The 24,924-nt window shown below is 40.4% G+C and carries 29 protein-coding genes; all 29 read left to right on the top strand.

Going from position 1 to position 24,924, the window contains the following annotated elements:
- Window positions 1–9: 9 nt before the first annotated feature.
- The 29 genes from AMET_RS19755 (at window position 10) to arsB (ending at window position 24,804) form a co-directional block, all read left to right on the top strand.
- Window positions 10–318 carry a head-tail connector protein gene (locus AMET_RS19755; RefSeq protein WP_012065059.1) on the top strand — a complete coding sequence of 103 codons (309 nt, stop codon included), beginning with the start codon at window positions 10–12 and terminating at the stop codon, window positions 316–318.
- A gap of 2 nt (window positions 319–320) precedes the next feature.
- The gene (locus AMET_RS19750; protein WP_012065058.1) at window positions 321–653 is read left to right on the top strand and encodes a head-tail adaptor protein; all 333 of its coding nucleotides are present in this window, start codon (window positions 321–323) and stop codon (window positions 651–653) included.
- The gene (locus AMET_RS19745) at window positions 646–1,077 is read left to right on the top strand and encodes an HK97-gp10 family putative phage morphogenesis protein (protein WP_012065057.1); all 432 of its coding nucleotides are present in this window, start codon (window positions 646–648) and stop codon (window positions 1,075–1,077) included. Before AMET_RS19750 ends, AMET_RS19745 begins: the two co-directional genes overlap by 8 nt.
- Complete coding sequence (locus tag AMET_RS19740) at window positions 1,074–1,418, top strand: hypothetical protein (protein WP_012065056.1); 345 nt, start codon at window positions 1,074–1,076, stop codon at window positions 1,416–1,418. The genes AMET_RS19745 and AMET_RS19740 overlap by 4 nt, the downstream gene beginning before the upstream one ends.
- On the top strand, window positions 1,419–2,300 hold the full coding sequence (locus tag AMET_RS19735) for a major tail protein (RefSeq protein WP_012065055.1): 882 nt from the start codon (window positions 1,419–1,421) through the stop codon (window positions 2,298–2,300). It begins immediately after the preceding gene.
- Between the two features lie 14 nt (window positions 2,301–2,314).
- A complete protein-coding gene (locus AMET_RS19730) occupies window positions 2,315–2,725 on the top strand; it encodes a hypothetical protein (RefSeq protein WP_012065054.1) in 411 nt (136 codons plus the stop codon).
- 252 nt (window positions 2,726–2,977) lie between these two features.
- Window positions 2,978–5,248, top strand: a complete 2,271-nt coding sequence (locus tag AMET_RS19725; RefSeq protein WP_012065052.1) for a phage tail protein — start codon at window positions 2,978–2,980, stop codon at window positions 5,246–5,248.
- A gap of 18 nt (window positions 5,249–5,266) precedes the next feature.
- Window positions 5,267–6,394 carry a phage tail protein gene (locus AMET_RS19720; protein WP_012065051.1) on the top strand — a complete coding sequence of 376 codons (1,128 nt, stop codon included), beginning with the start codon at window positions 5,267–5,269 and terminating at the stop codon, window positions 6,392–6,394.
- A gap of 11 nt (window positions 6,395–6,405) precedes the next feature.
- A complete protein-coding gene (locus tag AMET_RS19715) occupies window positions 6,406–7,479 on the top strand; it encodes a hypothetical protein (protein ID WP_012065050.1) in 1,074 nt (357 codons plus the stop codon).
- An 83-nt stretch (window positions 7,480–7,562) separates the two neighbouring features.
- Complete coding sequence (locus tag AMET_RS19710; protein ID WP_012065049.1) at window positions 7,563–7,979, top strand: phage holin family protein; 417 nt, start codon at window positions 7,563–7,565, stop codon at window positions 7,977–7,979.
- Between the two features lie 28 nt (window positions 7,980–8,007).
- Window positions 8,008–8,697, top strand: coding sequence for an N-acetylmuramoyl-L-alanine amidase (locus tag AMET_RS19705; RefSeq protein WP_012065048.1), 690 nt, complete (start codon window positions 8,008–8,010; stop codon window positions 8,695–8,697).
- Between the two features lie 115 nt (window positions 8,698–8,812).
- The gene (locus tag AMET_RS26335; RefSeq protein ID WP_330368619.1) at window positions 8,813–9,058 is read left to right on the top strand and encodes a hypothetical protein; all 246 of its coding nucleotides are present in this window, start codon (window positions 8,813–8,815) and stop codon (window positions 9,056–9,058) included.
- Window positions 9,027–9,350, top strand: a complete 324-nt coding sequence (locus AMET_RS19695; RefSeq protein ID WP_012065046.1) for a hypothetical protein — start codon at window positions 9,027–9,029, stop codon at window positions 9,348–9,350. The genes AMET_RS26335 and AMET_RS19695 overlap by 32 nt, the downstream gene beginning before the upstream one ends.
- Window positions 9,325–10,479 carry a DUF2800 domain-containing protein gene (locus tag AMET_RS19690; RefSeq protein ID WP_330368618.1) on the top strand — a complete coding sequence of 385 codons (1,155 nt, stop codon included), beginning with the start codon at window positions 9,325–9,327 and terminating at the stop codon, window positions 10,477–10,479. The genes AMET_RS19695 and AMET_RS19690 overlap by 26 nt, the downstream gene beginning before the upstream one ends.
- A 5-nt stretch (window positions 10,480–10,484) precedes the next feature.
- Window positions 10,485–11,036 carry a DUF2815 family protein gene (locus AMET_RS19685; protein WP_012065044.1) on the top strand — a complete coding sequence of 184 codons (552 nt, stop codon included), beginning with the start codon at window positions 10,485–10,487 and terminating at the stop codon, window positions 11,034–11,036.
- A gap of 73 nt (window positions 11,037–11,109) precedes the next feature.
- Window positions 11,110–11,619: an NUMOD4 domain-containing protein gene (locus AMET_RS19680; protein WP_012065043.1), complete on the top strand. Its 510-nt coding sequence runs from the start codon at window positions 11,110–11,112 to the stop codon at window positions 11,617–11,619.
- Window positions 11,607–13,556, top strand: coding sequence for a DNA polymerase (locus tag AMET_RS19675; RefSeq protein ID WP_012065042.1), 1,950 nt, complete (start codon window positions 11,607–11,609; stop codon window positions 13,554–13,556). The genes AMET_RS19680 and AMET_RS19675 overlap by 13 nt, the downstream gene beginning before the upstream one ends.
- A gap of 55 nt (window positions 13,557–13,611) precedes the next feature.
- On the top strand, window positions 13,612–13,827 hold the full coding sequence (locus tag AMET_RS19670) for an SHOCT domain-containing protein (protein WP_026478190.1): 216 nt from the start codon (window positions 13,612–13,614) through the stop codon (window positions 13,825–13,827).
- A 58-nt stretch (window positions 13,828–13,885) separates the two neighbouring features.
- The gene (locus AMET_RS19665; RefSeq protein ID WP_330368617.1) at window positions 13,886–15,454 is read left to right on the top strand and encodes a recombinase family protein; all 1,569 of its coding nucleotides are present in this window, start codon (window positions 13,886–13,888) and stop codon (window positions 15,452–15,454) included.
- Window positions 15,455–15,871, top strand: a complete 417-nt coding sequence (locus AMET_RS19660; protein WP_012065039.1) for a recombinase — start codon at window positions 15,455–15,457, stop codon at window positions 15,869–15,871.
- Between the two features lies 1 nt (window position 15,872).
- A complete protein-coding gene (locus AMET_RS19655; protein ID WP_012065038.1) occupies window positions 15,873–17,435 on the top strand; it encodes a recombinase family protein in 1,563 nt (520 codons plus the stop codon).
- 143 nt (window positions 17,436–17,578) lie between these two features.
- Entirely contained in the window at window positions 17,579–17,803 is a 225-nt protein-coding gene (locus AMET_RS19650) for a helix-turn-helix domain-containing protein (protein WP_012065037.1), read from the top strand.
- A gap of 15 nt (window positions 17,804–17,818) precedes the next feature.
- Window positions 17,819–18,496, top strand: a complete 678-nt coding sequence (locus AMET_RS19645; RefSeq protein WP_012065036.1) for a hypothetical protein — start codon at window positions 17,819–17,821, stop codon at window positions 18,494–18,496.
- Between the two features lie 13 nt (window positions 18,497–18,509).
- A complete protein-coding gene (locus AMET_RS19640; protein WP_157047314.1) occupies window positions 18,510–20,111 on the top strand; it encodes a PD-(D/E)XK nuclease family protein in 1,602 nt (533 codons plus the stop codon).
- A 213-nt stretch (window positions 20,112–20,324) separates the two neighbouring features.
- Window positions 20,325–20,804 (top strand): Csac_0668 family 2Fe-2S cluster-binding (seleno)protein, encoded by a 480-nt coding sequence (locus AMET_RS19635; protein WP_012065033.1) that lies wholly within the window; start codon window positions 20,325–20,327, stop codon window positions 20,802–20,804.
- Between the two features lie 214 nt (window positions 20,805–21,018).
- The gene (locus tag AMET_RS19630; RefSeq protein WP_012065032.1) at window positions 21,019–21,357 is read left to right on the top strand and encodes an ArsR/SmtB family transcription factor; all 339 of its coding nucleotides are present in this window, start codon (window positions 21,019–21,021) and stop codon (window positions 21,355–21,357) included.
- Between the two features lie 76 nt (window positions 21,358–21,433).
- A complete protein-coding gene (locus AMET_RS26000) occupies window positions 21,434–21,592 on the top strand; it encodes a hypothetical protein (RefSeq protein WP_012065031.1) in 159 nt (52 codons plus the stop codon).
- A 269-nt stretch (window positions 21,593–21,861) separates the two neighbouring features.
- Entirely contained in the window at window positions 21,862–23,631 is a 1,770-nt protein-coding gene (locus AMET_RS19625) for a heavy metal translocating P-type ATPase (protein WP_198135367.1), read from the top strand.
- 108 nt (window positions 23,632–23,739) lie between these two features.
- On the top strand, window positions 23,740–24,804 hold the full coding sequence (arsB, locus tag AMET_RS19620; protein ID WP_012065029.1) for an ACR3 family arsenite efflux transporter: 1,065 nt from the start codon (window positions 23,740–23,742) through the stop codon (window positions 24,802–24,804).
- The last annotated feature ends 120 nt before the right edge of the window (window positions 24,805–24,924 follow it).

Genomic DNA, 24,924 nt, shown 5'->3' with positions numbered 1-24,924 from the left:
GGTGGCGGTATGACACTGCTGGAAAAAGTAAAAGCAAATCTTATTCTTGATCACTCGGCTGATGATGAACTCCTTGAGATGTACATCACCGCTGCTACCCGGTATGCAGAAAGCTATCAGCATCTTCCTGAAAACCACTACGTGGAAGCAGTTATGCCAGCCACCACACAGCAAGCCATCATCATGCTGTCGTCCCACTTTTATGAATCCAGGGACGGCAGCACCGGTGGCTTCTTTTCAGATAATGTTCAGGCTGGGCAGCAAGTGTGGAACACAGTCAATCTCTTGCTGAGACTTGATCGGGATTGGAAGGTGTAGTTATGAGCTTTGGGAAAATGAATACCTTTATCGATATTGTAGAAAGCGTCACCATTAAAGATCTTGAAGGGTTTAAAACAGAAGTTAATAACATTGTAGCTTCTGTAAGAGCCTACCGTGAAGGTCGCCATGGCAATGAGAAATGGGCAAACAGAGCTTCCTTTTCTGAAGCCACAGACCTTTTTCGCTTTCGAGATATCCCTGGATTAACTGTAACGACATCCATGGTGCTCATTCATGGTGATAAAAGGTTTGAAATAACATCTGTTGAGGATGTGAAAGGTCGGGGAATGTATATTGAAGTACTGGCCAAGGAGGTTGTTCCAAGTGGCTAAAGGAACTATGAAAATGCCTGATGAGTTTCTAATGAAGCTTACAAAGCTTGGTGATAAGACAGATGAGATTGTCTCGAAAGTTTTAGAAGCTGGCGGCGAGGTTGTTCTTGATAAAGTAAAAGCCAACCTTAAAGGTGTTATTGGGAATGAAACCAAAGAAAAAAGTCGTTCTACCGGTGAGCTGGTATCTTCCCTGGGCCTCTCTCCCACTAAGCTAGATCGAAATGGAAATTTCAACGTGAAGGTTGGTTTTAATGAGCCTCGTGGTGATGGAGATGCCAATGCCAAGATTGCAAATATCCTGGAATACGGTAAATCAGGTCAGCCACCTAAACCCTTCTTGAAGCCAGCAAAGTCCGCATCTCGGAAGGCATGCATTGAAACTATGAAATCAGAACTGGATAAGGAGATTGAAAAGCTATGAGCTTACTTGCGGATTTAAACCACATACTAGGACCCCTAAACATTCCTGTGGAGACCGGAGTGTTTTCTGATACGCCGCCTGATGAATATCTGGTCATCACCCCCATGTCTGATAGGCTTGATCTCTTTGCAGATAATGAGGCCTATATGATTGTTTCAGAGGCAAGGCTTTCTCTTTTTACTAAGAAGAACTATATGAAGCGCAAGAAAGAACTAACAAAAGCCCTGCAATCCGGAGGGGTCACTATCACGGATAGACAGTATGTTGGTTATGAACATGATACTAAATTTCATCATTACGCCATTGACGTAATGAAAGAATATGAAACGGAGGAAGAATAAATGGCAACGATCGGATTGGACTCTCTATTTTATGCAAAAATCACAGAAGATCAAAACGGCATCGAAACCTATGGCACCCCTAAAGTGCTGGCTAAAGCCATGACCGCAGAGCTGAGCATTGAGCTCATTGAAGCCATTCTTTATGCAGATGACGGTGCCAGCGAAGTGGTCAAAGAATTTAAGAGTGGTGCTTTAAGTTTAGGAATTGATGACATTGGCTCACTTGTAGCTCAGGATTTAACCGGCTGCAAAATTGACAGCAACAATGTGGTGGTTTCAAGAAGTGAAGATGGTGGTAGCCCTGTGGCAGTTGGGTTTCGTGCCAAGAAGGCCAATGGAAAATATCGCTACTTTTGGCTCTACAGGGTTATCTTCTCTGTTCCCGCCACAAGTCTTGCTACCAAAGGCGACTCCATTACATTTAGCAGTCCCACCATAGAGGGAACCGTCTTTAGAAGAAATAAACTAGATGGAGAAAGCAAGCATCCTTGGAAAGCGGAAGTTACTGAAGGAGATAATGGCGTATCGGCATCAACCATTACAAGCTGGTTCACATCCGTTTATGAACCAGACTTCACAGCCGTAACCCCAACCATTACCATCACAACCCAGCCAGCAAGCTTAAGTGAAGTAACCGCAGGAAGCATTTCTGGAAGCCTTTCTGTTGTGGCAAGCTCCAACACCTCAAACCCTGTAACCTATCAGTGGTATGAAAATACCATCGATAGCACCACTGGCGGTACTTCCATTAATGGAGAAACTTCTGCGAGCTTTGATATTCCAACAGACCTTTTGGCAGATACCTATTACTACTACTGCGTCTTAAGCTCTAGTGGTGCAGAAAACGTGACGACCACAGTGGCTACTGTTGTTGTTTCTTAATGGGAGGGTTGATCATGGCAGATGAAAAATTAAAGGTTGATGAGGCCGCTGAAGAACGAAGTACCACCATAGATATTGGGGGCACAGAGTTTAAGATGATTCTTACCACCAAAGCTACAAAGGAAATTGCAAAGCGCTATGGTGGTCTTGAGAATTTGGGCGATAAGCTCATGAAAACTGAGAACTTTGAAATGGCTCTGGAGGAGGTGGTTTGGCTCATCACCCTTCTGGCAAACCAATCCATCCTGATCCACAATATTAGGAACAAGGATGATAAAAAAGACCTTCTCACAGAAGATGAAGTGGAGCTTCTTACCACCCCCTTTGACCTGGCTAATTACAAGAATGCCATTATGGCCAGTATGATGAAAGGCACAAAAAGGAATGTGGAGAGTGACGACTCAAAAAACGAGGTGGTCGGGTAAGTGATGAACAAGTCTTTACCCGACTTATTTACTTTGGAACAGTCCATTTAAGACGTTTAGAAGATGAAGTGTGGCTCATGCCCATTGGCTATTTAATGGACCTTTGGGAATGTCACAAGCAATTTACCGGAATATCGAAACCGAAACAAGAGCGCTACATCGATGAGATTATCCCAGAATTTCTATAACAAAACCATTTAGAGTGGCACCTTAGGCGGTGTCATTTTTTATGCCCCAAAGGAGGTGAACGCTATGTCGGACTTCGGCCTAAAAATCGGTGTTGAGGGTGAAAAGGAGTTCAAGAGCTCTCTTCGAGATATCAATCAAACATTCAAGGTGCTGGGTTCTGAAATGAATCTGGTTACTTCACAGTTTGATAAGCAAGATAAATCCATCAAGGCTATTACAGCAAGAAATGAAGTCTTAAATAAAGAGATTGACGCTCAAAAAAGTAAAGTATCCACCCTTGAAGCTGCGCTGAAAAATGCTGCTGAGTCCTTTGGGGAGAATGACAAAAGAACAAAAGCCTGGCAGATCCAGCTAAACAATGCAAATGCAGACCTAAATAAAATGGAAAAAGAGCTGGATGATAACAACAAGGCTCTTGATGCAGCCAGTGATGGGTTTGATGATGCTGGTAAAGAAGCGGACAAGTTTGGGGATGAAATCAAAGACTCTGCTAAAGTAGCAGATGATTCCGGTGGTAAGTTTGAAAAGCTCGGTTCAGTTATGAAAGGTGTGGCTGCGGGGATTGGTGTTGCCATGGCGGCCATTGGAACTGCAGCGATAACAGCAGGTAAAAAGCTCTTTGATATGGCTAATGATGCTGCCGCCGCAGGGGATGAAATCGATAAGGCCAGCCAAAGGATTGGTCTTTCCAGGCAAGGCTATCAAGAGTGGGACTATGTCCTTTCCCAAAATGGTGCCAGTATCTCATCCTTAGAAAACGGGATGAAGAAGCTTAATAACACCGTGGACGATGCCATCAATGGGAGTTCCTCAGCCACAGAAAAGTTTCAGCGACTAGGGATTTCCATGGCAGACCTTGAGGGCAAATCCAGAGAAGAAGTCTTTGAGATGACCATTAAAGGTCTACAAGGCATCTCTGATGAAGGTGAAAAAGCGGCCATTGCCAATGACCTACTGGGAACATCCTCAGTTGAGCTTGGTGCACTTTTGAATCAATCTGCTGAAAGCACCGATGCCCTAAAAAATAAGGCCAGTGAACTGGGGCTGGTGATGAGTGATGAATCTGTGGACGCCGCGGTGAACTACACAGACGCCATGGACAATCTCACCCGCTCCTTTGCCGGGGTGAAAAACAATATCACATCACAGCTCCTCCCTGGCTTTACCATGATTTTAGATGGTTTGACGGGCCTAATCACTGGTCAAGAAGGAGCTGCTGAGCAGTTAAAAGAAGGAGCTAGGCAGACGGTTGAACAGATTGCTGTCATCCTTCCTCAAATTCTGGATGTGGTTACTGGACTTATTGCGGCCATTGCAGAAGTTGCACCTGATTTGATTCTCGCTCTTGTCAGTGGGATTTTAGATAATCTTCCCACACTTATTGAAGCGGCAACCAATATCATCATGACCATTGTAGGTGGCCTTATCGAAGCCTTACCTCAAATTACAGAAGGTGCTTTGCAGCTTGTTCTAACATTGGTGGATGGGATTATTACCAATCTTCCTGCCCTGGTGGAAGCGGCGCTAGTGATGATTGTGACCCTTGCAACGGGCCTTGGAGATGCCCTACCAGAACTTATTCCTTCCATTGTAGAAGCAGTGATTCTGATCGCTACCACCTTAATCAATAATCTGGATTTGGTGCTAGATGCAGCATTTCAGATTATCAGCGGCTTGGCTATGGGACTTTTGAACTCACTACCAACTCTGATTCAATCACTGCCTCAGATTATTAACAGCATCATTACCTTCATCACCAGTAATCTACCAAGGCTCATTGAAATGGGAGTTCAGCTGACCATTCAGCTTGGTATGGGCTTGATTAGAGCTATCCCTCAGATCGTGGCTCAACTGCCTCAGATCATCATGTCTATTGTCACCGGACTTGCCCGTGGGATTCCATCAATTTTAGAAGTGGGAAGAAATATAGCCAGAGGTTTATGGGACGGTATCGCATCGATGATTGGTTGGCTTGGAGAAAAAGTAAAAAATATGGTCAACGGGATCGTTGGTGGCGTCAAGAAGGTTCTTGGTATTAGATCTCCTTCAAAGGTGTTTGCAGGCATTGGTTCCAACATGGGTGAAGGTATTGGAGAGGGCTTCGAAAAAGCCATGGGTGATGTGGAAAAAGATATGCAGGGAGCTATTCCTACAGACTTTGATTTGGACCTGAACTCTCAAGTCACTGGAAGTTTTGGTGGTTCTGACGGAGCAGTCTTTGATGTAACTATCCCTCTTACCATTGACGGTAACATTCTAACAAGAGTCATAGCCCAACTTCAGTGGAACCAAAACACCGTCACAGTTAGAAACCTTGGTGTGGCAGGAAGTTAATAGAAAGGAGGCGGTCCCTTGATTGAAATTTACGCGGGAGCAACCATGATTCAGTCCGTTAAGAAAGTCATCAGCTCAAACATTAGAGAAACCTTAGAGGGTGAATTTACCCTCTCATTTACTGTTATGGCGAAGTCTGCATTGGCCTTAAAAACTAAGCAAATTGCAAAACTAGATAATCAGTATTTTGAACTGGTTCAAATCAGTAAATCAATTCAAGGGAGCCTGCCGGTTTGCTCTGTTCTTTGTGAACATGTGTCTTATCTTTTGAATCATGAAATGTATCAAATAAGCAGTTTTGATTTCACAGGTGATCCTTTTGCAGGATTATCCCAGCTCCTTGCTGGGACTCCCTTTTCAGCTGGGATTGTGGATTTTACAGAGAGCGTCACTATGAAAATAAATCAGAAGGTTTCCAGGCGAGCTGCTCTTATGCAGTTCATTGCTATTTTGGGTGGTGAAATCCAGTACGATGGCTATAGCATTAATATTCGTAGCCATAGAGGCTCAAATGATTATATCCCTGTGATGGGTTCAAAGAATGTTACAAACGTGGCTGTATCCCATGATTCCAGGGAGAATGCATCATCCTATGACATTTCCTTTTTCAAACTGATGGATTTGGCTGTAGGCGATAATGTGCACATCATCTTCAATCCATTAGGAATCAATGTGAAAACCAGGATCATCTCACTTGAGTACAATCCATTTTACAGATTCAACATCCGCGTTGAGGTGGGAAGATACAGACCAAGTATTTCTGATACCTTTTATCGCATCGAAAATTCAATTTCTAATGTTGGAAGCTCTGTGGATGATCTTCAAAACCAGGTCTATGACTTAGGTGTCTCCTACACCATTGTAAAAACGCTGTCGGTGGTTAATAACAAAATCAATGTGACCTACGAAGTGGAAAAAGGCGATACCCACCAGTATCATGCCGAGTACAGCTTCACCACTGATTCCAGTGGCAGGATCACCAGCATCACCTTAGAAGATATTTTCTCAGAGCTTCTCCTTAAAGAGGTCTCATCACTTCTGATTGATGCTGCAGCCTTTGAAGTAACCTATGCCGATGGCTCCACTGGAAGCTACTCCTACTCCACTGATTCCAGTGGAAGAATTACAGCCATTGAGAAAGTTTAAGGAGGAAACCCATGAGCTATGATCGTAATTTTAATAACACCTTGGCCATCTGGACTGCTTTTGGTGGTAGAGGCAGCATTGTCCTTCCTATTCCTACCTTAAGCTGGACCAAGAAGTACTATAACAACTTTGGCTATACTCAATACGGAAGTGAGAGACAGATTAATGTCTATGATAACGGAAACGCTCAGATAGCTGTTTATTACGCCAAAACCCCATACATGTCCTACTGGAACAAGACCACTAAACAATGGACCGTTGTCAGTGTTCCTTGGTGGAGTCATGGGCAGCCTGAAATTCTTTATGCTGCTGATGGTGTCTTTATCGCAAAGATCGTGGGTCTCGCCAATATCATCGCATCCTTTGATGGTATTACCTGGCATAATGCTGGGTACTGCGCCGGAGCACAAAATGCCATGACCTGTGGTGCTTATGATATGGACAGAGGCTCTGGTGTGGTCAGCTGGTGGTACTATAAATCCCCGGTTTACTATAGCTTTGATTCCCTGGAAGAACGAACTGCCTGGACCCTGGTCGGATCTGATGGAACCTCAGTCCCCATCTTTAAATACCTGACCCGGCACAAAGGATACTTTGTAGGTGTTGTTGGTGGTGACAAATCCATCGCCAGAGCCAGCACATCAAGTCCAGGAAACTGGGGAACCACCATTCCTGAAGATGTGAATGATACTCGGTACATGTTCATTCGCTCTATCAATGGTGTGCTCTTTGTGATGAAATTCAATTACACCAATGTGGGTGGCGATTACACCTACTATGTGAAGCTCTGTGTGATGAACGATGATGCTACACAGATTACTGAAACCAATCTTTCCTGGGTAGGAGATCTGGCAAATAACAATATTCCTAATCCAAGAAACATCATGTGGATGCCTGATTGGGGGAAGTTTGCACTTCTAAAAGAGAGCAGTCTTTGTGTATCCTCTGATGGGATTACCTGGGAATGCTTGCATCAACCTGGTTTTACCACTAGTCAATACGATACCTTTGACGGTGCCATGTACATTCCCGGAGACGGGTTCTATGCCAAAGCCAGCGGGTATGTCTACTATGCACCTTACTAATTGAAGCCCATTTCTATCAGATTATGACGCCTTTAGCCGGGCGTCTTTTAATATATAAATCTACATGAAAGCGAGGAAAAGCAATGAGAGATATTTGGACTTATATTCAACTGGCTATTGCTAGCCTTGGCGGTTGGCTTGGCTGGTTTCTCGGAGGTTACGATGGATTTTTATATGCCCTGATTGCCTTTGTTGTCATTGATTATCTGCTTGGTGTCATGTGCGCCATTATCGAGAAGCATTTATCCAGTGACGTGGGTGCTCGGGGCATTTTCAAGAAAGTCGTTATTTTTTCATTGGTAGGCATTGCCCACATCATTGATCAGAACATCATCGGTGATGGCGGTGTAATCAGAACAGCAGTGATCTTCTTCTACCTATCCAATGAAGGAATCAGCATTATTGAAAATGCCACAAGACTAGGACTGCCTATTCCAGAAAAGCTCCGCGATGTTTTGGAACAACTTAAAGACGGTGGAGATAAAGATGGAACAAAGTAATGAGTGGCCATCTTGAAGGAGGAGAACAATGAACCTTAAAAAACTAATCCTTACAGAAAATGAATGTTATAAAGCAGGTAGGAAAATCAAGCCCAAAGGCATCATGGTCCATAGCACTGGGGCCAATAACCCCTACCTTCGTAGATATGTTGGACCCGATGATGGCCTCCTGGGGGAGAACCAGTACAATAATCATTGGAACCAACATAGACCCAGTGGTAGACAAGTTTGTGTCCATGCCTTTATTGGAAAGCTAAAAAATGGTACCGTCGCTACCTATCAAACCCTGCCATGGGATCATAGAGGCTGGCATGCAGGAGGTGACGCCAACAACAGTCATATCGGATTTGAAATCTGTGAAGACAACCTATCTGATACAGCCTACTTCAATGCAGTCTACAAAGAAGCTACGGAGCTTTGCGCGCATCTTTGCAAAATTTATGACCTGACGGAGAAAGACATCATCGGCCACTATGAAGGCTATCAAAAGAAAATCGCCAGCAATCACGGAGATCCTCGGCACTGGTTTTCTAGGCATGGTAAGAGTATGGATACTTTCAGGGCTGACGTTAAAAAGCTACTGACGGTTACTGTTCCACCAACTAAGAAGCTTTACAGGGTACAGGTCGGGGCCTACAGCGTAAAATCTAATGCAGAGGCTATGCTGGCCAGAGTAAAAGCTGCAGGCTTTACGGATGCCTTTATTAAAATCGAATAAGTAAGCACTATGCCCTTGGAGGTTTAATACTTCTGAGGGCATTATTTTTTTGTTATTTCATAAAACCGTCAGATTTCCATCCATCTCATGGCTACCAGATAGAGGGGCGAAAATAATGACCCTTCAGAAAGAGGTGATGGATATGAAACACAACCTGAAGATCAGTGTTTCAAAAATGCCACAGACAGGCGGAATCGTTACTTGCCGTAATGTCACCGTAAGGGAGCGCATTCTACGTTTCCTCCTTGGAGATAGACAGCGTGTAACAATTCTTATTCCGGGAGATAGCGTCCAGGAACTTGCTATCTGTGAGACTACGAAAGGAGGAAATGAATTTGAGCAAAGTAAAGTTACTGCTTGATGTGGTAAGCGATATGCGAAGCCTTGCAGACAGCATAGAAGTAGTTTGTAAGGCAATGACGGAAGTTGATGCTGCACCTGAAGAAGTGCCTGCCACAAAGTCGGAAACAGCAAAGGAACCTGATATCCCACTTGAAAAAGTGCGTATGGTCCTTGCCGAAAAAAGCCAGCTTGGTTTTACTGCAGAAGTCAGAGCTATTATCGGGAAGTATGGTGCTGATAAGCTTAGTGCTGTTGACAAGGCCTACTATGCTGACATCTTGAAAGATGCGGAGGTTCTTGGCAATGGGTAATCACGCAATATTATCTGCATCTTCTTCACACAGATGGCTTCACTGCTTGCCATCTGCAAGGCTTGAACTTGAGTTTGAAAACACAAGTGGAGAGGCGGCAAAAGCAGGTGCTGCAGCACATGAACTCTCAGAACACAAACTGAAAAAGGCTCTCCACATCAGAAGTAAGAGGCCCGTGTCAGAGTATGATTCAGATGAGATGGAAGAATGCACAGATGACTATGTTGCCTTCATCATGGAGCAGGTAGAACTTGCAAGAAAGTCCTGTACTGATCCTATCGTTCTTATTGAACAACGTCTTGACTTCTCTTGCTATGTGCCAGATGGATTTGGGACGGGAGATTGTGTAATCATCTCAGATGACAGACTTCACATAGTGGATTTCAAATACGGAATTGGAGTCCTTGTGGACGCAGAAAACAATCCGCAGATGAAACTCTATGCATTAGGTGCTCTTGAAATCTATGACAGTCTCTATGACATCAAAGAAGTTTCTATGACAATATTTCAGCCGCGAAGAGAAAACGTCAGCACCTGGACTGTTCCAGTAGAAGAACTTAAAGCCTGGGCAGAAGAAGAACTAAAACCTAAGGCAGCAAAAGCCTATCAAGGAGAAGGTGAATATATCCCTGGCCCGTGGTGTACTTTCTGTAGAGCATCCACCAGATGTCGCGCTAGGGCTGATGAAAAGCTCAAACTTGCACAGATGGAGTTTAAGATGCCACCACTGCTTACAGATAGTGAGATTGAGGAAATTCTAATGATTATTCCCGATCTCACGAAGTGGGCCAATGAAATAACTGCTTATGCCACAGATGCAGCAGTTAACCATGGGAAAGAGTGGAGTGGTTTTAAAGTTGTGGAAGGTCGCTCAGTTCGTAAGTACAAAGATGAAGATGCTGTAGCACAAAAAGCTGTAGAGAGTGGATATAAAGATATTTACCGTAAGAGCCTTATTCCTTTGACAGAGATGCAGAAACTGATGGGCAAAACCAAATTTGAGGAAATCTTAGGAAGCCTCATAGTAAAACCACCGGGAAAGCCAACGCTTGTTCCTAAAACAGATAAAAGAGTGGCTATGAACGTAACGAACGCAAAAAACGAATTTAATGAAATTATGGAGGATTGATCATTATGAAAAACTATACGAATAGAACTAAGGTTATTACAGGTGTGAACACAAGACTTTCTTACTTCCACGGCTGGGAGCCGGTTTCCGTCAACGGTGGTGCTGAAAAATACAGCGTATCCGTACTCATTCCAAAGGACGATACAGAAACCATTAACGCAGTAAATGCTGCTATTGATGCTGCTATTGAAGAAGGCATCGCTAAGTTTGGTGGAAAGAAGCCCAACAAGGCTGCTATAAAAATTCCTCTGCGTGATGGGGATGTGGAGCGCGATGACGAGGCATATAAAGGGCATTATTTTATCAATGCTAACAGCAAAACCCCTCCGCAGATTGTAGACAAGAGCGTAAAGCCAATCATGGATCGTGGGGAGGTATACAGCGGCTGCTATGCTAGGGTTTCTTTGAGTTTTTTCGCATTCAATTCCAACGGAAATAAAGGTGTGGCTTGCGGACTTGGCAACATTCAAAAGATTAAAGATGGCGAGCCTCTTGGTGGAAAGAGTTCTGCAGCAGATGATTTTACAACTCTTGCAGAAGATGACTTCCTTGCTTAATAGAAAAGGCCAATTGACGGTGGTGGGGGTATTTCCTCTGCCACCTGCTTTTTTAGGAACGGAGGTATATTAAATGGATGAAATATGGAAAGACATACCCGGATATGAGGGGAAGTACCAGGCAAGCAGTGAGGGCAGAATTAAGAGTCTTGAACGTGTAATTCATAGTAGCAATCAGAATGGCGAGTTTGATTATTTATTAAAGGAAAGAATACTTCGACCCGGAAAGCGAGGTAATTACCTAATGGTTGTCCTAAATGATCCAAGACAAACCTTTGCAGTTCATCATTTGGTTATGGCTGCTTTTGTAGGCGAAAGGGATGGTATGTATGTGCTTCATGCAAACGGGGATCCAAAAGATAATCGCCTAATGAACCTTCGATATGATACGCAAACTGAAAATGTTTATGATGTTTATCGCCAAGGCAAGGCATGGAAGAAACTTACCACGGATGATGTTGAAGGAATACGATTTGGCTTATTTTGTGGGTTTACCTGCACTCGGCTTGGAGAGATGTATGGTGTGGGTCATCAGGCTATAAGCAAAATAAAGAATGGAGATAGATATGCATGGCTGAAATAAAAACATTACATTGTGATATTGAAACTTATAGTAGCGTCAATTTAGCAAAGTGTGGTGTGTATCGTTATGTTCAAGCAGATGATTTTGAAATTTTGTTGTTTGCCTATTCCACAGACGGAAGTGAGGTTAAAATAATCGATCTAGCCCGCGGTGAAAAGATACCACCATTGATACTTTCTGCATTAGAAGATGATAAAGTTATAAAATATGCTCATAACGCTTCATTTGAGCGGATATGCTTCTCACGCTTTCTAGGATACCCAGTGGGCAAGTATATTTCTCCTGAATCATGGAGGTGCACAATGACATGGGCAGCATATATGGGGCTGCCGTTATCATTAGTAGGTGTGGGTGCAGTTCTTGGTCTTGGGAAGCAAAAAATGACGGAAGGTAAAGATCTGATTCGTTTCTTTTGTGGTCCTTGTAGCCCGACTAAGACAAATGGAAACCGCACAAGAAATTTACCCTCTGATGACCCAGAAAAATGGGAGAGATTCAAATCCTATAACATACGTGATGTCGAAGCAGAGATGGAGATTGAGCAGAAATTGATTAAATTTCCTGTGCCAGATTTCATCTGGGATGAATACCATTTGAGTGAGAGAATTAACGATAGCGGCATCAAGGTAGACATGGACTTCGTAAAGCAAGCTATCGCTATGAATGAGATTTCACACACCAAGCTAATGGATCAGATGCAGGAAATAACAGAACTTGATAACCCCAACTCAGTACAGCAGATGAAAGATTGGCTTTCTGATAATGGCCTAGAAACAGATACCCTTGGTAAAAAGGCTGTGGCAGAATTATTGAAGGACGCACCAGAGCACTTGGCTGAAGTGCTTAAACTACGTCAGCAACTGGCAAAGTCATCCGTTAAGAAATACACGGCAATGGAAAATGCAGTCTGCAGTGATGGCAGGATTCGTGGCATGTTTACTTTTCTGGGCGCCAATCGGACAGGACGCTTCAGCTCAAAAATAGTGCAGCTGCAGAACTTACCTCAAAACCATATGATGGATTTAAAAGAGGCACGAAGCATCGTAAAAAATGGTGATTCTGAAGCACTTGAATTGCTATATGAAGATATACCAGATACTCTTTCACAACTTATCCGCACAGCCTTTGTACCAAAAGAAGGCAATAAGTTTATAGTTGCTGACTTTTCTGCTATTGAAGCTCGTGTGCTGTCTTGGCTTGCGGGTGAACAGTGGCGAAATGAAGTTTTCGCAAATGGCGGTGATATATATTGTGCCTCGGCATCACAGATGTTTAGAGTCCCTGTTGAAAAGCATGGTGTAAATGCTCATTTAAGGCAGAAAGGTAAAATTGCAGAATTGGCACTTGGTTATGGTGGATCAGTGGGTGCTTTAAAGGCTATGGGAGCCTTAGAGATGGGACTTGAAGAAGAGGAGTTAAAACCCCTTGTTAATGCTTGGAGAGCATCAAATCCAAACATCGTAAAGTTTTGGTGGGATGTGGATAGAGAAGTTAAGAAGTGCATTAAGGAAAAAAAGTCTCAAGAAGTTCAAAATATCAAGTTTCATTACATGAGTGGAATGCTATTTATTGTTCTTCCTTCTGGCAGAAAGCTTGCCTATGTAAAGCCTAATATTGGAGAAAATATCTTCGGTGGTGAATCAGTTACTTATGAGGGAGTTGGTGCTACAAAGAAATGGGAGAGGATTGAAAGTTATGGACCCAAGTTTGTAGAAAACATTGTTCAAGCCATCTCCCGTGATATTTTAATGTATGCCATGAAGACACTTAGCACTTGTAGCATTGTGGCTCATGTACACGATGAAGTAATTATTGAGGCTGACCAAAGCCTGTCACTTGATATGGTATGCAAGCAGATGGGCAGAGTACCTCCCTGGGCAAAGGGATTGCTCCTTGATGCCGATGGCTACGAATGCGATTTTTATAAGAAAGATTAAAGAAAACATCAGATTTCACCTCCCGCCGTGGCTACCAGGTAGGAGGTGTTTTTTTATGAACATTATTGAAGTGAAAGATGGTTCTCCTATCAAGGGTGAGACAGAACCGATGTCAGAAGAACAGTTACAGAAAGAATATGACTTTTATATAGCTGAGAGCATTGTTGGCATGCTCTATAAAGAGGGCAAGATTACACAAGATGAACTACACAAAATATCAGCATTAAACCGCCAGAAATTCTCTCCGAAGTTAGCCGAGATAATGCCCTGAAACACTTGCTATTATTGCCTTTTAGAGTGATATATGTAATAGCAGAAAGTGAGGTGAGATGATGAAAAAGATAACGAAAATAGATGAACTGCCCAAATCACAGCCATCAAAAAGCAAACTTCGAGTTGCCGCTTATGCAAGGGTTTCAACGGATAGTGATGACCAGCTGGTAAGCCTTAAAGCTCAGCGGGTACACTATGAAAACTATATTAAATCCAATCCGGAATGGGAGTTTGCCGGGCTTTATTATGACGAAGGCATATCAGGCACCAAGAAGGAAAAACGACTTGAACTTCTCCGTATGATTCGTGATTGTGAAAGTAATAGGATTGATTTTATTATCACCAAATCCATCAGTCGTTTTGCACGAAATACCACGGATTGCCTAGAACTGGTAAGGCACCTAATGGATATCGGTGTTTATATTTATTTTGAAAAAGAAAATCTCAACACAGGTGATATGGAAAGTGAATTAATGCTTTCTATTTTATCTGGTTTTGCTGCTGAAGAGTCCGCGTCTATTTCACAGAACACAACATGGTCAATCAGTAAAAAATTTCAAAATGGCAGTTACATTATTGGCACTCCGCCATATGGCTATGCAAACGTAAATGGTGAGATGGTTATTGTTCCTGAAGAAGCTGAAATAATCAAACGTATTTTTGCAGAGTGCCTTTCAGGGAAAGGTGGAAGTGTTATCGCAAAAGGCCTGAACAGAGACAAAATCCCTGCAAGAAGGGGCAATCATTGGAGTTCTGGTACGGTGATTGATATGCTTCGTAACGAAAAATACAAAGGTGATGTGCTTTTCCAAAAGACTTACACGGATAGCAACTTCAATCGACACATTAACAATGGAGAGAAAAATCAGTTTTACTGCAAGGATCATCATGAACCGATCATCAGCAGAGAAGTATTTTCCAAGGCGCAAAAGCTGATAACGCAAAGAGCAAAATCTATGAGCAAAACTGCTAATAAGAAAGCTTATCAAAACAGGTATGTGCTAAGTGGCAGAATCCTATGTGGAGAGTGCGGCAGTAAATTCAAGAGAAGAACAAACTACTCTGTTGGCAGAAGTTATATTGCTTGGAGCTGCAAAGGACATATTGAAGACAAGGACAGCTGCTCTATGCTATTTTTGCGTGATGGAGAGATAAAAGCAACATTCTCAACCATGATGAATAAGCTCGCATTCAGCAAAAAGCTAATACTGGAGCCACTTTATGATTCTATAAACAAGATTGATGAAGAATGCGATCTTGCAAGAATTGATGCCATAGATAAACGCATGGAGCAATTAACCGAAGAACGCAATACACTGATTGGTCTTATGACAAAAGGGTTTCTTGAACCAGCTCTTTTTAACAAGGAACGAAATGTTCTGGATAAAGAAATAAAAAATATTACTGCTGAGAAGTCGAACCTAGTCATGTCATTTACAAGTGGCTCTTCTCAGGCAGACGAGGTAAAGGCACTTCTTGATTATGTGTCAGCAGATAAGTTTGATGGCAATTATACAGATGAAGCTTTTGAAAAGTTTGTAGAAAACATCATTGTAAATTCAAGGGATGAACTAACCTTTAAAATGAAATGTGGGCTTTCCCTTATAGAAAAGGTGGTGAGATAAATGGCATATGTACCATACGGATATACAGTTAAAGACGGAGTCATAACTGTCGATGAGAAGGCAGCAGGTCAAGTAAAGGAGTTCTTTGAAAAATATATATCAGGACTTTCCCTTACAGTGGCTGGTGAACAGGCAGGTATTGAGAAGACGCATTCAGTAATGGGGCGTATTTTGAAAAATATCCTTTATCTCGGAAATGACGTATATCCAGCAATCATAGATAAAGAAACATTTGATAAGGCTGAAGACATGAGAAATAAACGTGCGAAGGACTTAGGGCGGATTGTAGAGCTTGCAGCTTTTACTGCTCCCTCCCCTATAGAGCGATTCAAGATGAGAAAATCAGAAGGTAAACTTCCAGATGATCCCGTTACAAGAGCCGAGTATTTGTATAGTTTGATAGAAAGCGAGGTGTAATATGGCAGGAAAAAATATAACTGTAATTCCGGCACGAAAAAGAGTTGGAAGTACAGCCGCAAAAGAAAAAATAAAGAAACTGCGTGTCGCTGCCTATTGCCGTGTTTCTACAGAAACTGAAGAGCAGAATTTAAGTTATGAAGTACAGGTTGCACATTATACGGAATATATAAAGAAAAATACGGAATGGGAGTTTGCAGGCATATTTGCAGATGACGGCATTTCCGGTACTAACACTAAAAAACGAGAAGAATTCAACCGCATGATTGAGGAGTGTATGGAGGGCAACATCGATCTAGTTATTACAAAGTCCATCAGTCGATTTGCCCGCAACACGCTGGATTGCTTAAAGTATATTAGACAGCTCAAGGAAAAGAACATAGCAGTGTATTTTGAAAAAGAGAACATCAACACAATGGATGCCAAGGGCGAGGTGCTACTTACCATTATGGCCTCTCTTGCACAACAAGAAAGCCAGAGCCTTTCGCAGAACGTTAAACTCGGACTTCAATATCGCTACCAGCAAGGAAAGGTGCAGGTCAATCACAATCGATTTATGGGATACACAAAAGATGAAGAAGGCAACTTGATTATTGTTCCAGAAGAGGCTGAAATCATTAAACGTATTTACAGAGAGTACCTTGAGGGCAAAAGCCTAGTAGGCATTGGCAGGGATCTAGAGAAAGACGGTATATTAACAGCTGCAGGTAAACCAAGATGGAGACCAGAAACCATAAAGAAGATTCTTCTGAACGAGAAATACATCGGCGATGCCCTTTTGCAGAAAACTTTCACAGTGGATTTTCTTACAAAGAAACGAGTCAAGAATGAAGGTCATGTCCCACAGTATTATGTCGAAAATAGCCATGAGGCTATCATTCCGAAAGAGCTTTTTTTACAGGCTCAGGAAGAGCTACATCGCAGAAGTAATATTTACACAGGTGCAGACAAAAATAAAAGAATTTATAGCAGTAAATACGCTTTGAGTACCATAACCTTCTGCGGAGATTGTGGTGACATTTACAGACGTGTCTATTGGAATATTCACGGTAGAAAAGAATTTGTTTGGCGATGCGTTACAAGAATCGAGCAAGGCCCTGAGGTATGTAAAAACCGAACGGTAAAAGAAACTGAATTATATGATGCAGTAATGACTGCCATTAACAGATTGCTTGCCGGTGGGGACAACATGATAAGAATACTGGAAGAAAACATCTATGCGGTAATCGGTGATACCACGGAATATAAGATTTCAGAGATTAACACCTTGCTTGAAGAAAAGCAGAAGGAAGTAATAAACCTTGCTAACAAGGGGAAAGATTACGATTTTCTCGCAGATGAGATTGACAAGCTACGTGAAAAGCGTCAGACCCTTCTTGTGGAAGATGCATCCTTAAGTGGTGAGAATGAGCGAATCAACGAACTGATAGACTTTATCCGCAACAACAAATATCGGACCTTACTATATGATGATACCCTTGTAAGGAAGATCATACAAAATGTTACGGTGTATGATGACCACTTTGTAATATGCTTTAAATCAGGCATTGAAATTGAAGTATGAAAAACGGACCCTAATAGCCCATAACTCTAGAGTAGAGTTGTGGGTTTTCTTTTGGTTATACTACCACGACAATATTGCTGAATCTATTGTGTTCATCAACCAAATGGTTTATAATATTAGTTAGTGTAAATTGGAGGTGCTGTATGACTACGGCAGATATGATTAAGCAACTATGTGAACAAATGAATATAAGTGTTGCGGAACTTGCTAGACGTATTGGTCAGACTCCACAGAATTTCAATAAGAAATTAAAACGTGAAACTGTAACCTTGAATGAATTGAAAACCATAGCTGATGTTTTGGATATTAAGTTTGAGCAGGCATTTATATTGCCTGATGGGAATGAAATTAAGATAGGTAATGAGTAAAGGAGGCGGCCTAATATGATGATTAGCCCAGAAAGTTACTATGAAGAGTATCTTAAAGGAAAAACTAAAGAACAGATAATGACCGCTATTCGGGGGCTTAAGCAAGAAATAGGTCGCCTCAAAAATTCAATGGAAAACCCGCATGGTGGCATAAAAACTGTTATGCATCCAAGTGAGGATACTCGCCTTCATTGGACTCGTGAATACTTGGAAAAAGCCAAAGAAGCCTATGTTGAAGCTGGTGGGATTTATACTTTATCAAAATCTGAAGAAAAGACAGCTGACTTTGATGCAAATATGGAATCCATCAGCAAGATAACCTTTAGCATTGGGGGTTATTTTGGTGGCTACCGTAATTATATTGTAGAACTAACAGATGAATTCAAAGCCTATACAAAATTATGGGAAGATAAAGAACCTCTCCTATTATGTGATGATAGCCAGGAACCATTTACAAAGGATACTTTCATAGCCGCACTTAAAGATCTGCATATCGGTGAGTGGCGCAGGCGATATTCTACTAAACGTTTCGGATACATGGTGCTTGATGGAACACAGTGGGAGTTAGAATTTGAATATAATAATGGCCATAAACCGGTAAAATTTGATGGTGATAACTCATACCCATATAATTTCGATAAGTTCCAGATGTTATTTGGGATTGATGTTACCGAGGAAGATGAGGACGAGTAAAGGGGGTTTAATTTTGGAGCTAAACAGTATGAAAGCTTTATCGTATGAGGAACTGCGTGCGTTATATAAAAAATTTCTACATAGCCAGGACATTTCCAAAGCAACCATTAATACTGCTTATGTTGACACTTTTTACCTTTGGAGAAAAGGGAGTAAAGAGCTATTTTGGAGTGCTGTAACAGCTACTGATTTTGAGAATGAGGCAAGGAATGCATTGATAAAAGGTCTTTCTGAGAACTCGACAGGTAATGTTAATTCACTGGTTAGTGGTTATATGTCTCATCTTAGAAGATTCCGCTTGTTCCTATCGTCAGATGAAATTATCGCTCCAGTCGAATATAAACAACAAATCACAGTAAAGCCAAAACCTGCGAGCCGTGAAATAATAATTAATAAAATGTATGTTGGAGGCTATTTATCTGAGGGAGATAACATAGGGCATGAAATCATTAACCTTTACAAAGCAGATGATGGGAAAAATTATATTTATCTCAATTCACAAGGCACAATAGAATTATCTCGTGGAGAGAATAGTATAACCGTTTTGTTGGTACGAAAATTTGCCTCGAAAATATATAAAGTACTAGCCAAAGCAGAGGGTATAATGATTCTTGATTTTGCCGACAGCAAACTTCCACGAAAACAGAGGTATAAAGGACAAGTTGCATTAGGACTGACCTATGGTGGAGTAAGTCTTGTTGATTTATTTAATGAAAATTCCTATCGCGGTAGTCTTGAGGAAGAAAAAAATGCTTATACCACGTTTGTTGCTGATAGGGTTATTAAGCCGAAAAATCAGATCTATATTACAGACGATGAATCTGTAAGTGGTGATAACACTTTTTTCATTCGTACAAATAAAGGATTTGGCAAGCAAACATTAAGGGAGTTCTACAGCGAAAATGAAAAGCCGGAATCCTTCACTGATTTGAATCAAATAATTGAAAACAAAGAATTATGGGAAGAAGCTAATACGACACAAGCTATATCTGAATTACCAGAGCCTCAAAAAGATCCATATTTCAATTTCCTAAAAATAATCAGGCAGGAAGATAATGAACTCGCTTTTTCAAATATGTTTGCTTACTTTTTTGATATAAATAGAGATGCTTTTTCCAGGTTTGCACAGGAAGTTTTATCTGTCGATATACAAACAGATTTTACCATTGAGAGAGAAAAGAAAAATATTGACCTATTAATCTCTGATAAAAATAATGCTGTTGTAATAGAGAATAAAATCAAATCTAGCATTAATGGTATTAATGAAAGGCATGATATCTACAGCAATCAAGTACAGTCTCAGCTAAAAAAATACTATCAATTTGTTACAACTGATGATGAGTATTGCAAGAAAACTGTGAGCTGCTTTATTTTTTCACCAAATTACAACCGCATTGATTTGAGTAAGTTTTCATGCGGTGAAAAATATACTGTGGTTTATTACAGAGAAATCTATAATTTCTTTGTTGAAAATAGAAATTGCTTTGATGAGGTGCCTTATTTTGAAGATTTTATTAATGCAATGCATAAGCATACAAAGGACTATGATAATGAGTTAGAGGAAGAAATGCAAAGAAGATTTCAAAATACTATTTACAAAGCAAAAAAGCGTTAAGGATGAAGTTACACCAAAACAGATCGATCAATACGTTTAGAAGCTTTGAAAGGATTTCTTTGCGAAAAATCATGGCAAGAAAAAGTTATAGAACAGAGAGAAAACGAAAAATATTACTTGGTTCATGATTTGGAAATTGAAAATGGTTATTGGCAAGAATATTTAGAGGTGAATTTTCAAGTTTAAAATCTGGAATAATTGGAGGTTATAAATATGGCGATTAATAATGAATGTTGTTGTGGAGGCAAAAAAGAAAGACTTAATCAAATTAAAGAGAAATGTCCTGTATGTAGCAATGAAGGAATTGCTGTTAGTAAAGTAACTGTTGAACATCTAGTGGCAGATAATTATCGTAATGTCATTGATGGAGGTCAATATAAAATTTGTATAAATGAGGATTGCGATGTTGTTTACTATAGTCTAGATAATGAAATAAAATTCTTGAAAGACCAAATTAGAGTTCCTATCTGGTTTAAGAAAGACGCAGAACCTAAGTATGCTTGTTATTGTAGCGGAGTAACAGAAGATCAGATTATTGAAGCCGTAGTAAAATATGGTGTGAAAACCGTAAAAGAAGTAAATATGATAACTGGCGCGATGAAAAACTCAAATTGCAAAGAGAAAAACCCACTTGGAATTTGCTGCCACAAAACTGTTCAGCAAGCTATCTATAGAGGGTTGGCTATGAAATAATTCAATCTACAGCTTGCCCTCATATTTATTGTTAAAGGTGATATTATGGAGAGCAATATTCCAAAAGCTAGAGTCACTATGTGAAGTTACCATCAACAAGAATTGGTTCCTGTCTTTAGAAGCAATTAGAAACCAGATTATATTTCTTGACACGGCTTAAGATAGATGATACTATATTCCCAGTGGGGCATATAGTCATATAAGAGGTGAAAATATGGAAACAACTGATATTTTTAAGATGCTTACAGATGAAACGAGAATAAGAATTCTTAATGTATTAAGAGAAAATCAATTATGTGTGTGTGAAGTTCAAGCTGTGCTTGGTATTTCCCAAACCAATGCGTCGAAACACTTAAATAAGCTTAAAACAGCGGGGCTTATTACTGATGAGAAAAAATCTCAGTGGGCATATTATTATTTAAACGATTCCTTTTGGACTAAAAACAAATATCTTTATGAGTATTTAAAAGAACAATGGGAGACAAAGGACTGTTACCTTACAGATAAAGAAAATTTAAAAGAGTATATACGAAAGAACATCGATTGTACTTAAACCACAAATTTATTTTTTAAATTTTATATGCCAATATGCTCATCAAGTCATATATTAAATAAGAGGAGGAATTATCATGACAAATAATAAGAAGAAAACAGGATTTTTTGGTTTAATCAAGGAATCGCTTAAGCAAACAGGAGGTTGTTGTGGACCTGGAGAAAGCTGTGGCCCTAGCTGTGAACCGCCTAAAAAAGAAGATAAAGAAGAAAAAAAGAACGATCAAAAGAAATAATGCGTTAGCTTGAAAACGATCCCTCATTAATAACCATTGATTAAAAGGGATGACTTTGTTTAAGAAATTTAAGTAATCCCTTTTAATCTACAGGTGTAGTAAAAATATTATGAATTGGAGATGATTATATGAATACGAATAAAGATGAAAAGAATAACTCGAGCATTAGAGAATTTCTTGTTTTCGCTATTGCGCCGCTTATAGTCGGTTTAGCCATTATTGTAAGTTGGCTCCTTTCAAGATATAATTTCGGACCTGATCTTCTTTATATGGGCATCGCACTTTTTGCGGTTTTGTTTGGAGGATTGCAGCGATTTATATCAGGATTTAAAGATGTATTTAACAGAAGAATTACGGTGAATGTATTTGTTACTGTTGCTTTGATCGCTACGGTTGCTATTGGAGAATTCATAACCGCCGCCATACTTATTTTCATCATGTCCGCAGCCGGTGCATTTGAATCATACACACTAGATAAAACAAGAAAAAGTATTCGGGGACTTCTCGATCTGGCACCAAAAAAAGTTACTATAAAGAAAAATGATGAAGAAGTTGTCATTGGCATTGAAGAGGTTAAAATAGGAGATCTTGTTATTGTAAGACCGGGTGAACGCATCGCCGTAGACGGAGTGGTTACTAATGGTCAAAGCAGTGTTAACCAAGCCCCCATCACAGGGGAGTCCATTCCTGTTGAGAAAAATAAAGGAAGTCAGGTATTCAGTGGAACACTGAATGAAGAAGGCCGCATTGAAATAGAGACAACAGGTGTCGGTGAAGACACAACACTGGCCAAGATCATTCATTTAACAGAAAAAGCACAGGCTACCAGACCACCTTTTCAAAATATTGCCGATCGTTTTACCCATTGGTTTTTACCTGTTGTCGTATTAATTGCTATCGGTGCTTATCTTGCATCAGGAGATATTCGGACGGCGGTTGCTGTTTTACTCGTCGCTTGTCCTTGTGCTTTTGCCATTGCCACCCCAACCGCAATAACTGCCGGGATATCCAATATGGCTCATCGGGGCATACTGGTTAAAGGTGGTAAATACATTGAACAAGCTGGATCAATTGATACGCTTTTGGTTGACAAAACTGGTACATTTACGATTGGAAGCCCTGTTGTGATGGGTGTTGAGGAATTTAATGGTGCTACAAAAGAAGAAATTCTTCTCTGGTCTGCAATCGCCGAAAAATATTCTGAGCATCCCCTTGCAAGGGCTATTATTAAGCATGCAAAAGAAAATGATGTGAAGATCCCAGATCCAGAGGATTTTAAAGCTGTAGTCGGTAAAGGTGTAATCGCTCAATTTGAGGGACAGAGTCTAGTAGTAGGAAAAGAAGAATTGTTAACCGAAATGGATATAGATCTAGGTGAAAATGTAAAAGAACAAATGAAGGACCACCGTGAAAAAGGCAGAACTATAATGCTTGTCGCTAGAAACAATAAAGTGATGGGTCTAGTTTCCATAGCCGACAAAGTACGTCCTGGTGTTAAAGAGGTTATCCTGCAGCTGAAAGAAATCGGCATAAAAGAGATTATCATGCTGACAGGGGATAATGCCGCAACTGCGCAAAGCGTAGCAGCAGAGATCGGTGTTGACAGCTTTAAAGCCAATATGTTACCGGAACAAAAACAAGAAGTAGTGGCAGAGATGCAAAAGGCAGGTAAGAAGGTAGCGATGATTGGAGATGGGATTAATGATGCCCCTGCTCTGGCTTTGGCAGATATTGGGATTGCAATGGGAGCCACAGGGACCGATGTGGCTATTGAAACAGCTGACGTCAGCTTAATGAGGGATGATTTACGAAGTGTTGCAGATTTTATCTGGACATCGAAAAAGGTATTTAGACGAATAAAATTGAACATTTTCTTCTCCATTATTTACAATGTCATTGGACTTATATTGGCAGCTATGGGTATGCTTTCGCCGGTAGGAGCAATTATTATTCAAGAAGCTGGATGTCTCACAGTTGTCATAAGTTCAACATTATTGTTGTGGTATAAACTGAAACTTCCTGAGGTAAAAGTCGGATAAACGGAGATTGCATTCCTTGAAATTAGCAGGGTTGATATAATGAAGCAACAATATTGTGTATTCTATTTTATGAGTTTCTATAATTGACGAGAAAGGTGCGAATGAAATATGAGTGATGTGAAAGAAACCAAAACAATAGGTTTTTTTGAAAAATATTTAACTATATGGGTGGCAGTTTGCATAGTTTTAGGGGTTGCTATCGGGCAATTAATACCGTCTGTTCCTGCAACTTTAAGTAAGTTGGAGTATGCCAGTGTATCAATACCTATAGCTATCCTCATTTGGATGATGATTTATCCAATGATGTTAAAAATAGATTTTTCAAGTATTATAGGTGCTTTAAAAATGCCTAAGGGGCTAATAGTCACTTGTGGTACCAATTGGTTAATCAAACCGTTTACTATGTTTTTCTTTTCATGGCTATTTTTAAAAGTAATATTTGCTAGTTTCATTCCAGAAGCGTTGGCAACAGAGTACATTGCAGGAGCGGTACTTTTAGGAGCTGCTCCGTGTACGGCAATGGTCTTTGTATGGAGTCATTTAACCAAAGGGGATCCTGCATATACATTAGTTCAGGTGGCAGTGAATAACTTAATCCTTTTAGTAGCTTATGCACCAATTGTTATGTTTTTATTGGGGATTAGTAATGTTACCGTTCCCTATGACACATTGATTCTTTCAATTGTGTTGTTTATAGTTGTACCTTTGGTAGGAGGATATTTATCAAGGATATATATCATCAAGAGTAAAGGAATGGATTATTTTGAAAATGTATTTCTAAAGAAATTTAATAGCATAACTATCATCGGTCTTTTGCTAACATTGATTACTTTATTCTCATTCCAAGGAGATGTAATTCTTAATAACCCAATACACATTGTTTTAATTGCTGTGCCATTAATTATCCAAACCTTTTTCATCTTTTTCTTGGCCTATGGTTGGTCAAAAGCATGGAAGTTGCCACATAACGTTTCTTCTCCTGCAGGGATGATCGGAGCTAGTAATTTCTTTGAATTATCAGTAGCTGTGGCTATTTCTTTGTTTGGTTTAACATCGGGAGCTGCGCTGGCAACGGTTGTTGGAGTTTTAGTTGAGGTTCCTGTGATGTTGGCATTGGTTAAAATATCTAATAATACAAGACACTGGTTTCCGCAAGTAGTAAGAGAGAATTAATATTAATCTTTGAAAAGAAAACATAATGCAGAGTTGTATGTGGAGTCCACTGAAAAAGTCCTTAAAAGAAGATTAGCTATATAATATATATATATATATATCGTGGTATATCCAGCGGGC

Source organism: Alkaliphilus metalliredigens QYMF (assembly GCF_000016985.1).
Taxonomy (GTDB): domain Bacteria; phylum Bacillota; class Clostridia; order Peptostreptococcales; family Natronincolaceae; genus Alkaliphilus_A; species Alkaliphilus_A metalliredigens.
This window is presented reverse-complemented; position numbering and strand designations above follow the sequence as displayed.

Excerpts from the sequence above, each read along its gene's own strand:
- AMET_RS19740 (WP_012065056.1), top strand. The coding sequence starts at position 1,074 with ATGAGCTTACTTGCGGATTTAAACCACATACTAGGACCCCTAAACATT.
- AMET_RS19645 (WP_012065036.1), top strand. The coding sequence starts at position 17,819 with ATGATGATTAGCCCAGAAAGTTACTATGAAGAGTATCTTAAAGGAAAA.
- AMET_RS19635 (WP_012065033.1), top strand. The coding sequence starts at position 20,325 with ATGGCGATTAATAATGAATGTTGTTGTGGAGGCAAAAAAGAAAGACTT.
- AMET_RS19725 (WP_012065052.1), top strand. The coding sequence starts at position 2,978 with ATGTCGGACTTCGGCCTAAAAATCGGTGTTGAGGGTGAAAAGGAGTTC.
- AMET_RS19660 (WP_012065039.1), top strand. The coding sequence starts at position 15,455 with ATGGCATATGTACCATACGGATATACAGTTAAAGACGGAGTCATAACT.
- AMET_RS19715 (WP_012065050.1), top strand. The coding sequence starts at position 6,406 with ATGAGCTATGATCGTAATTTTAATAACACCTTGGCCATCTGGACTGCT.
- AMET_RS19665 (WP_330368617.1), top strand. The coding sequence starts at position 13,886 with ATGATGAAAAAGATAACGAAAATAGATGAACTGCCCAAATCACAGCCA.
- AMET_RS19670 (WP_026478190.1), top strand. The coding sequence starts at position 13,612 with ATGAACATTATTGAAGTGAAAGATGGTTCTCCTATCAAGGGTGAGACA.
- AMET_RS19705 (WP_012065048.1), top strand. The coding sequence starts at position 8,008 with ATGAACCTTAAAAAACTAATCCTTACAGAAAATGAATGTTATAAAGCA.
- AMET_RS19650 (WP_012065037.1), top strand. The coding sequence starts at position 17,579 with ATGACTACGGCAGATATGATTAAGCAACTATGTGAACAAATGAATATA.
- AMET_RS19685 (WP_012065044.1), top strand. The coding sequence starts at position 10,485 with ATGAAAAACTATACGAATAGAACTAAGGTTATTACAGGTGTGAACACA.
- AMET_RS19655 (WP_012065038.1), top strand. The coding sequence starts at position 15,873 with ATGGCAGGAAAAAATATAACTGTAATTCCGGCACGAAAAAGAGTTGGA.
- AMET_RS19750 (WP_012065058.1), top strand. The coding sequence starts at position 321 with ATGAGCTTTGGGAAAATGAATACCTTTATCGATATTGTAGAAAGCGTC.
- arsB (WP_012065029.1), top strand. The coding sequence starts at position 23,740 with ATGAGTGATGTGAAAGAAACCAAAACAATAGGTTTTTTTGAAAAATAT.
- AMET_RS19630 (WP_012065032.1), top strand. The coding sequence starts at position 21,019 with ATGGAAACAACTGATATTTTTAAGATGCTTACAGATGAAACGAGAATA.
- AMET_RS19695 (WP_012065046.1), top strand. The coding sequence starts at position 9,027 with ATGAATTTGAGCAAAGTAAAGTTACTGCTTGATGTGGTAAGCGATATG.
- AMET_RS19680 (WP_012065043.1), top strand. The coding sequence starts at position 11,110 with ATGGATGAAATATGGAAAGACATACCCGGATATGAGGGGAAGTACCAG.
- AMET_RS19735 (WP_012065055.1), top strand. The coding sequence starts at position 1,419 with ATGGCAACGATCGGATTGGACTCTCTATTTTATGCAAAAATCACAGAA.
- AMET_RS19730 (WP_012065054.1), top strand. The coding sequence starts at position 2,315 with ATGGCAGATGAAAAATTAAAGGTTGATGAGGCCGCTGAAGAACGAAGT.
- AMET_RS19675 (WP_012065042.1), top strand. The coding sequence starts at position 11,607 with ATGGCTGAAATAAAAACATTACATTGTGATATTGAAACTTATAGTAGC.
- AMET_RS19755 (WP_012065059.1), top strand. The coding sequence starts at position 10 with ATGACACTGCTGGAAAAAGTAAAAGCAAATCTTATTCTTGATCACTCG.
- AMET_RS19690 (WP_330368618.1), top strand. The coding sequence starts at position 9,325 with ATGCGGAGGTTCTTGGCAATGGGTAATCACGCAATATTATCTGCATCT.
- AMET_RS19625 (WP_198135367.1), top strand. The coding sequence starts at position 21,862 with ATGGGCATCGCACTTTTTGCGGTTTTGTTTGGAGGATTGCAGCGATTT.
- AMET_RS26000 (WP_012065031.1), top strand. The coding sequence starts at position 21,434 with ATGACAAATAATAAGAAGAAAACAGGATTTTTTGGTTTAATCAAGGAA.
- AMET_RS26335 (WP_330368619.1), top strand. The coding sequence starts at position 8,813 with ATGACCCTTCAGAAAGAGGTGATGGATATGAAACACAACCTGAAGATC.
- AMET_RS19710 (WP_012065049.1), top strand. The coding sequence starts at position 7,563 with ATGAGAGATATTTGGACTTATATTCAACTGGCTATTGCTAGCCTTGGC.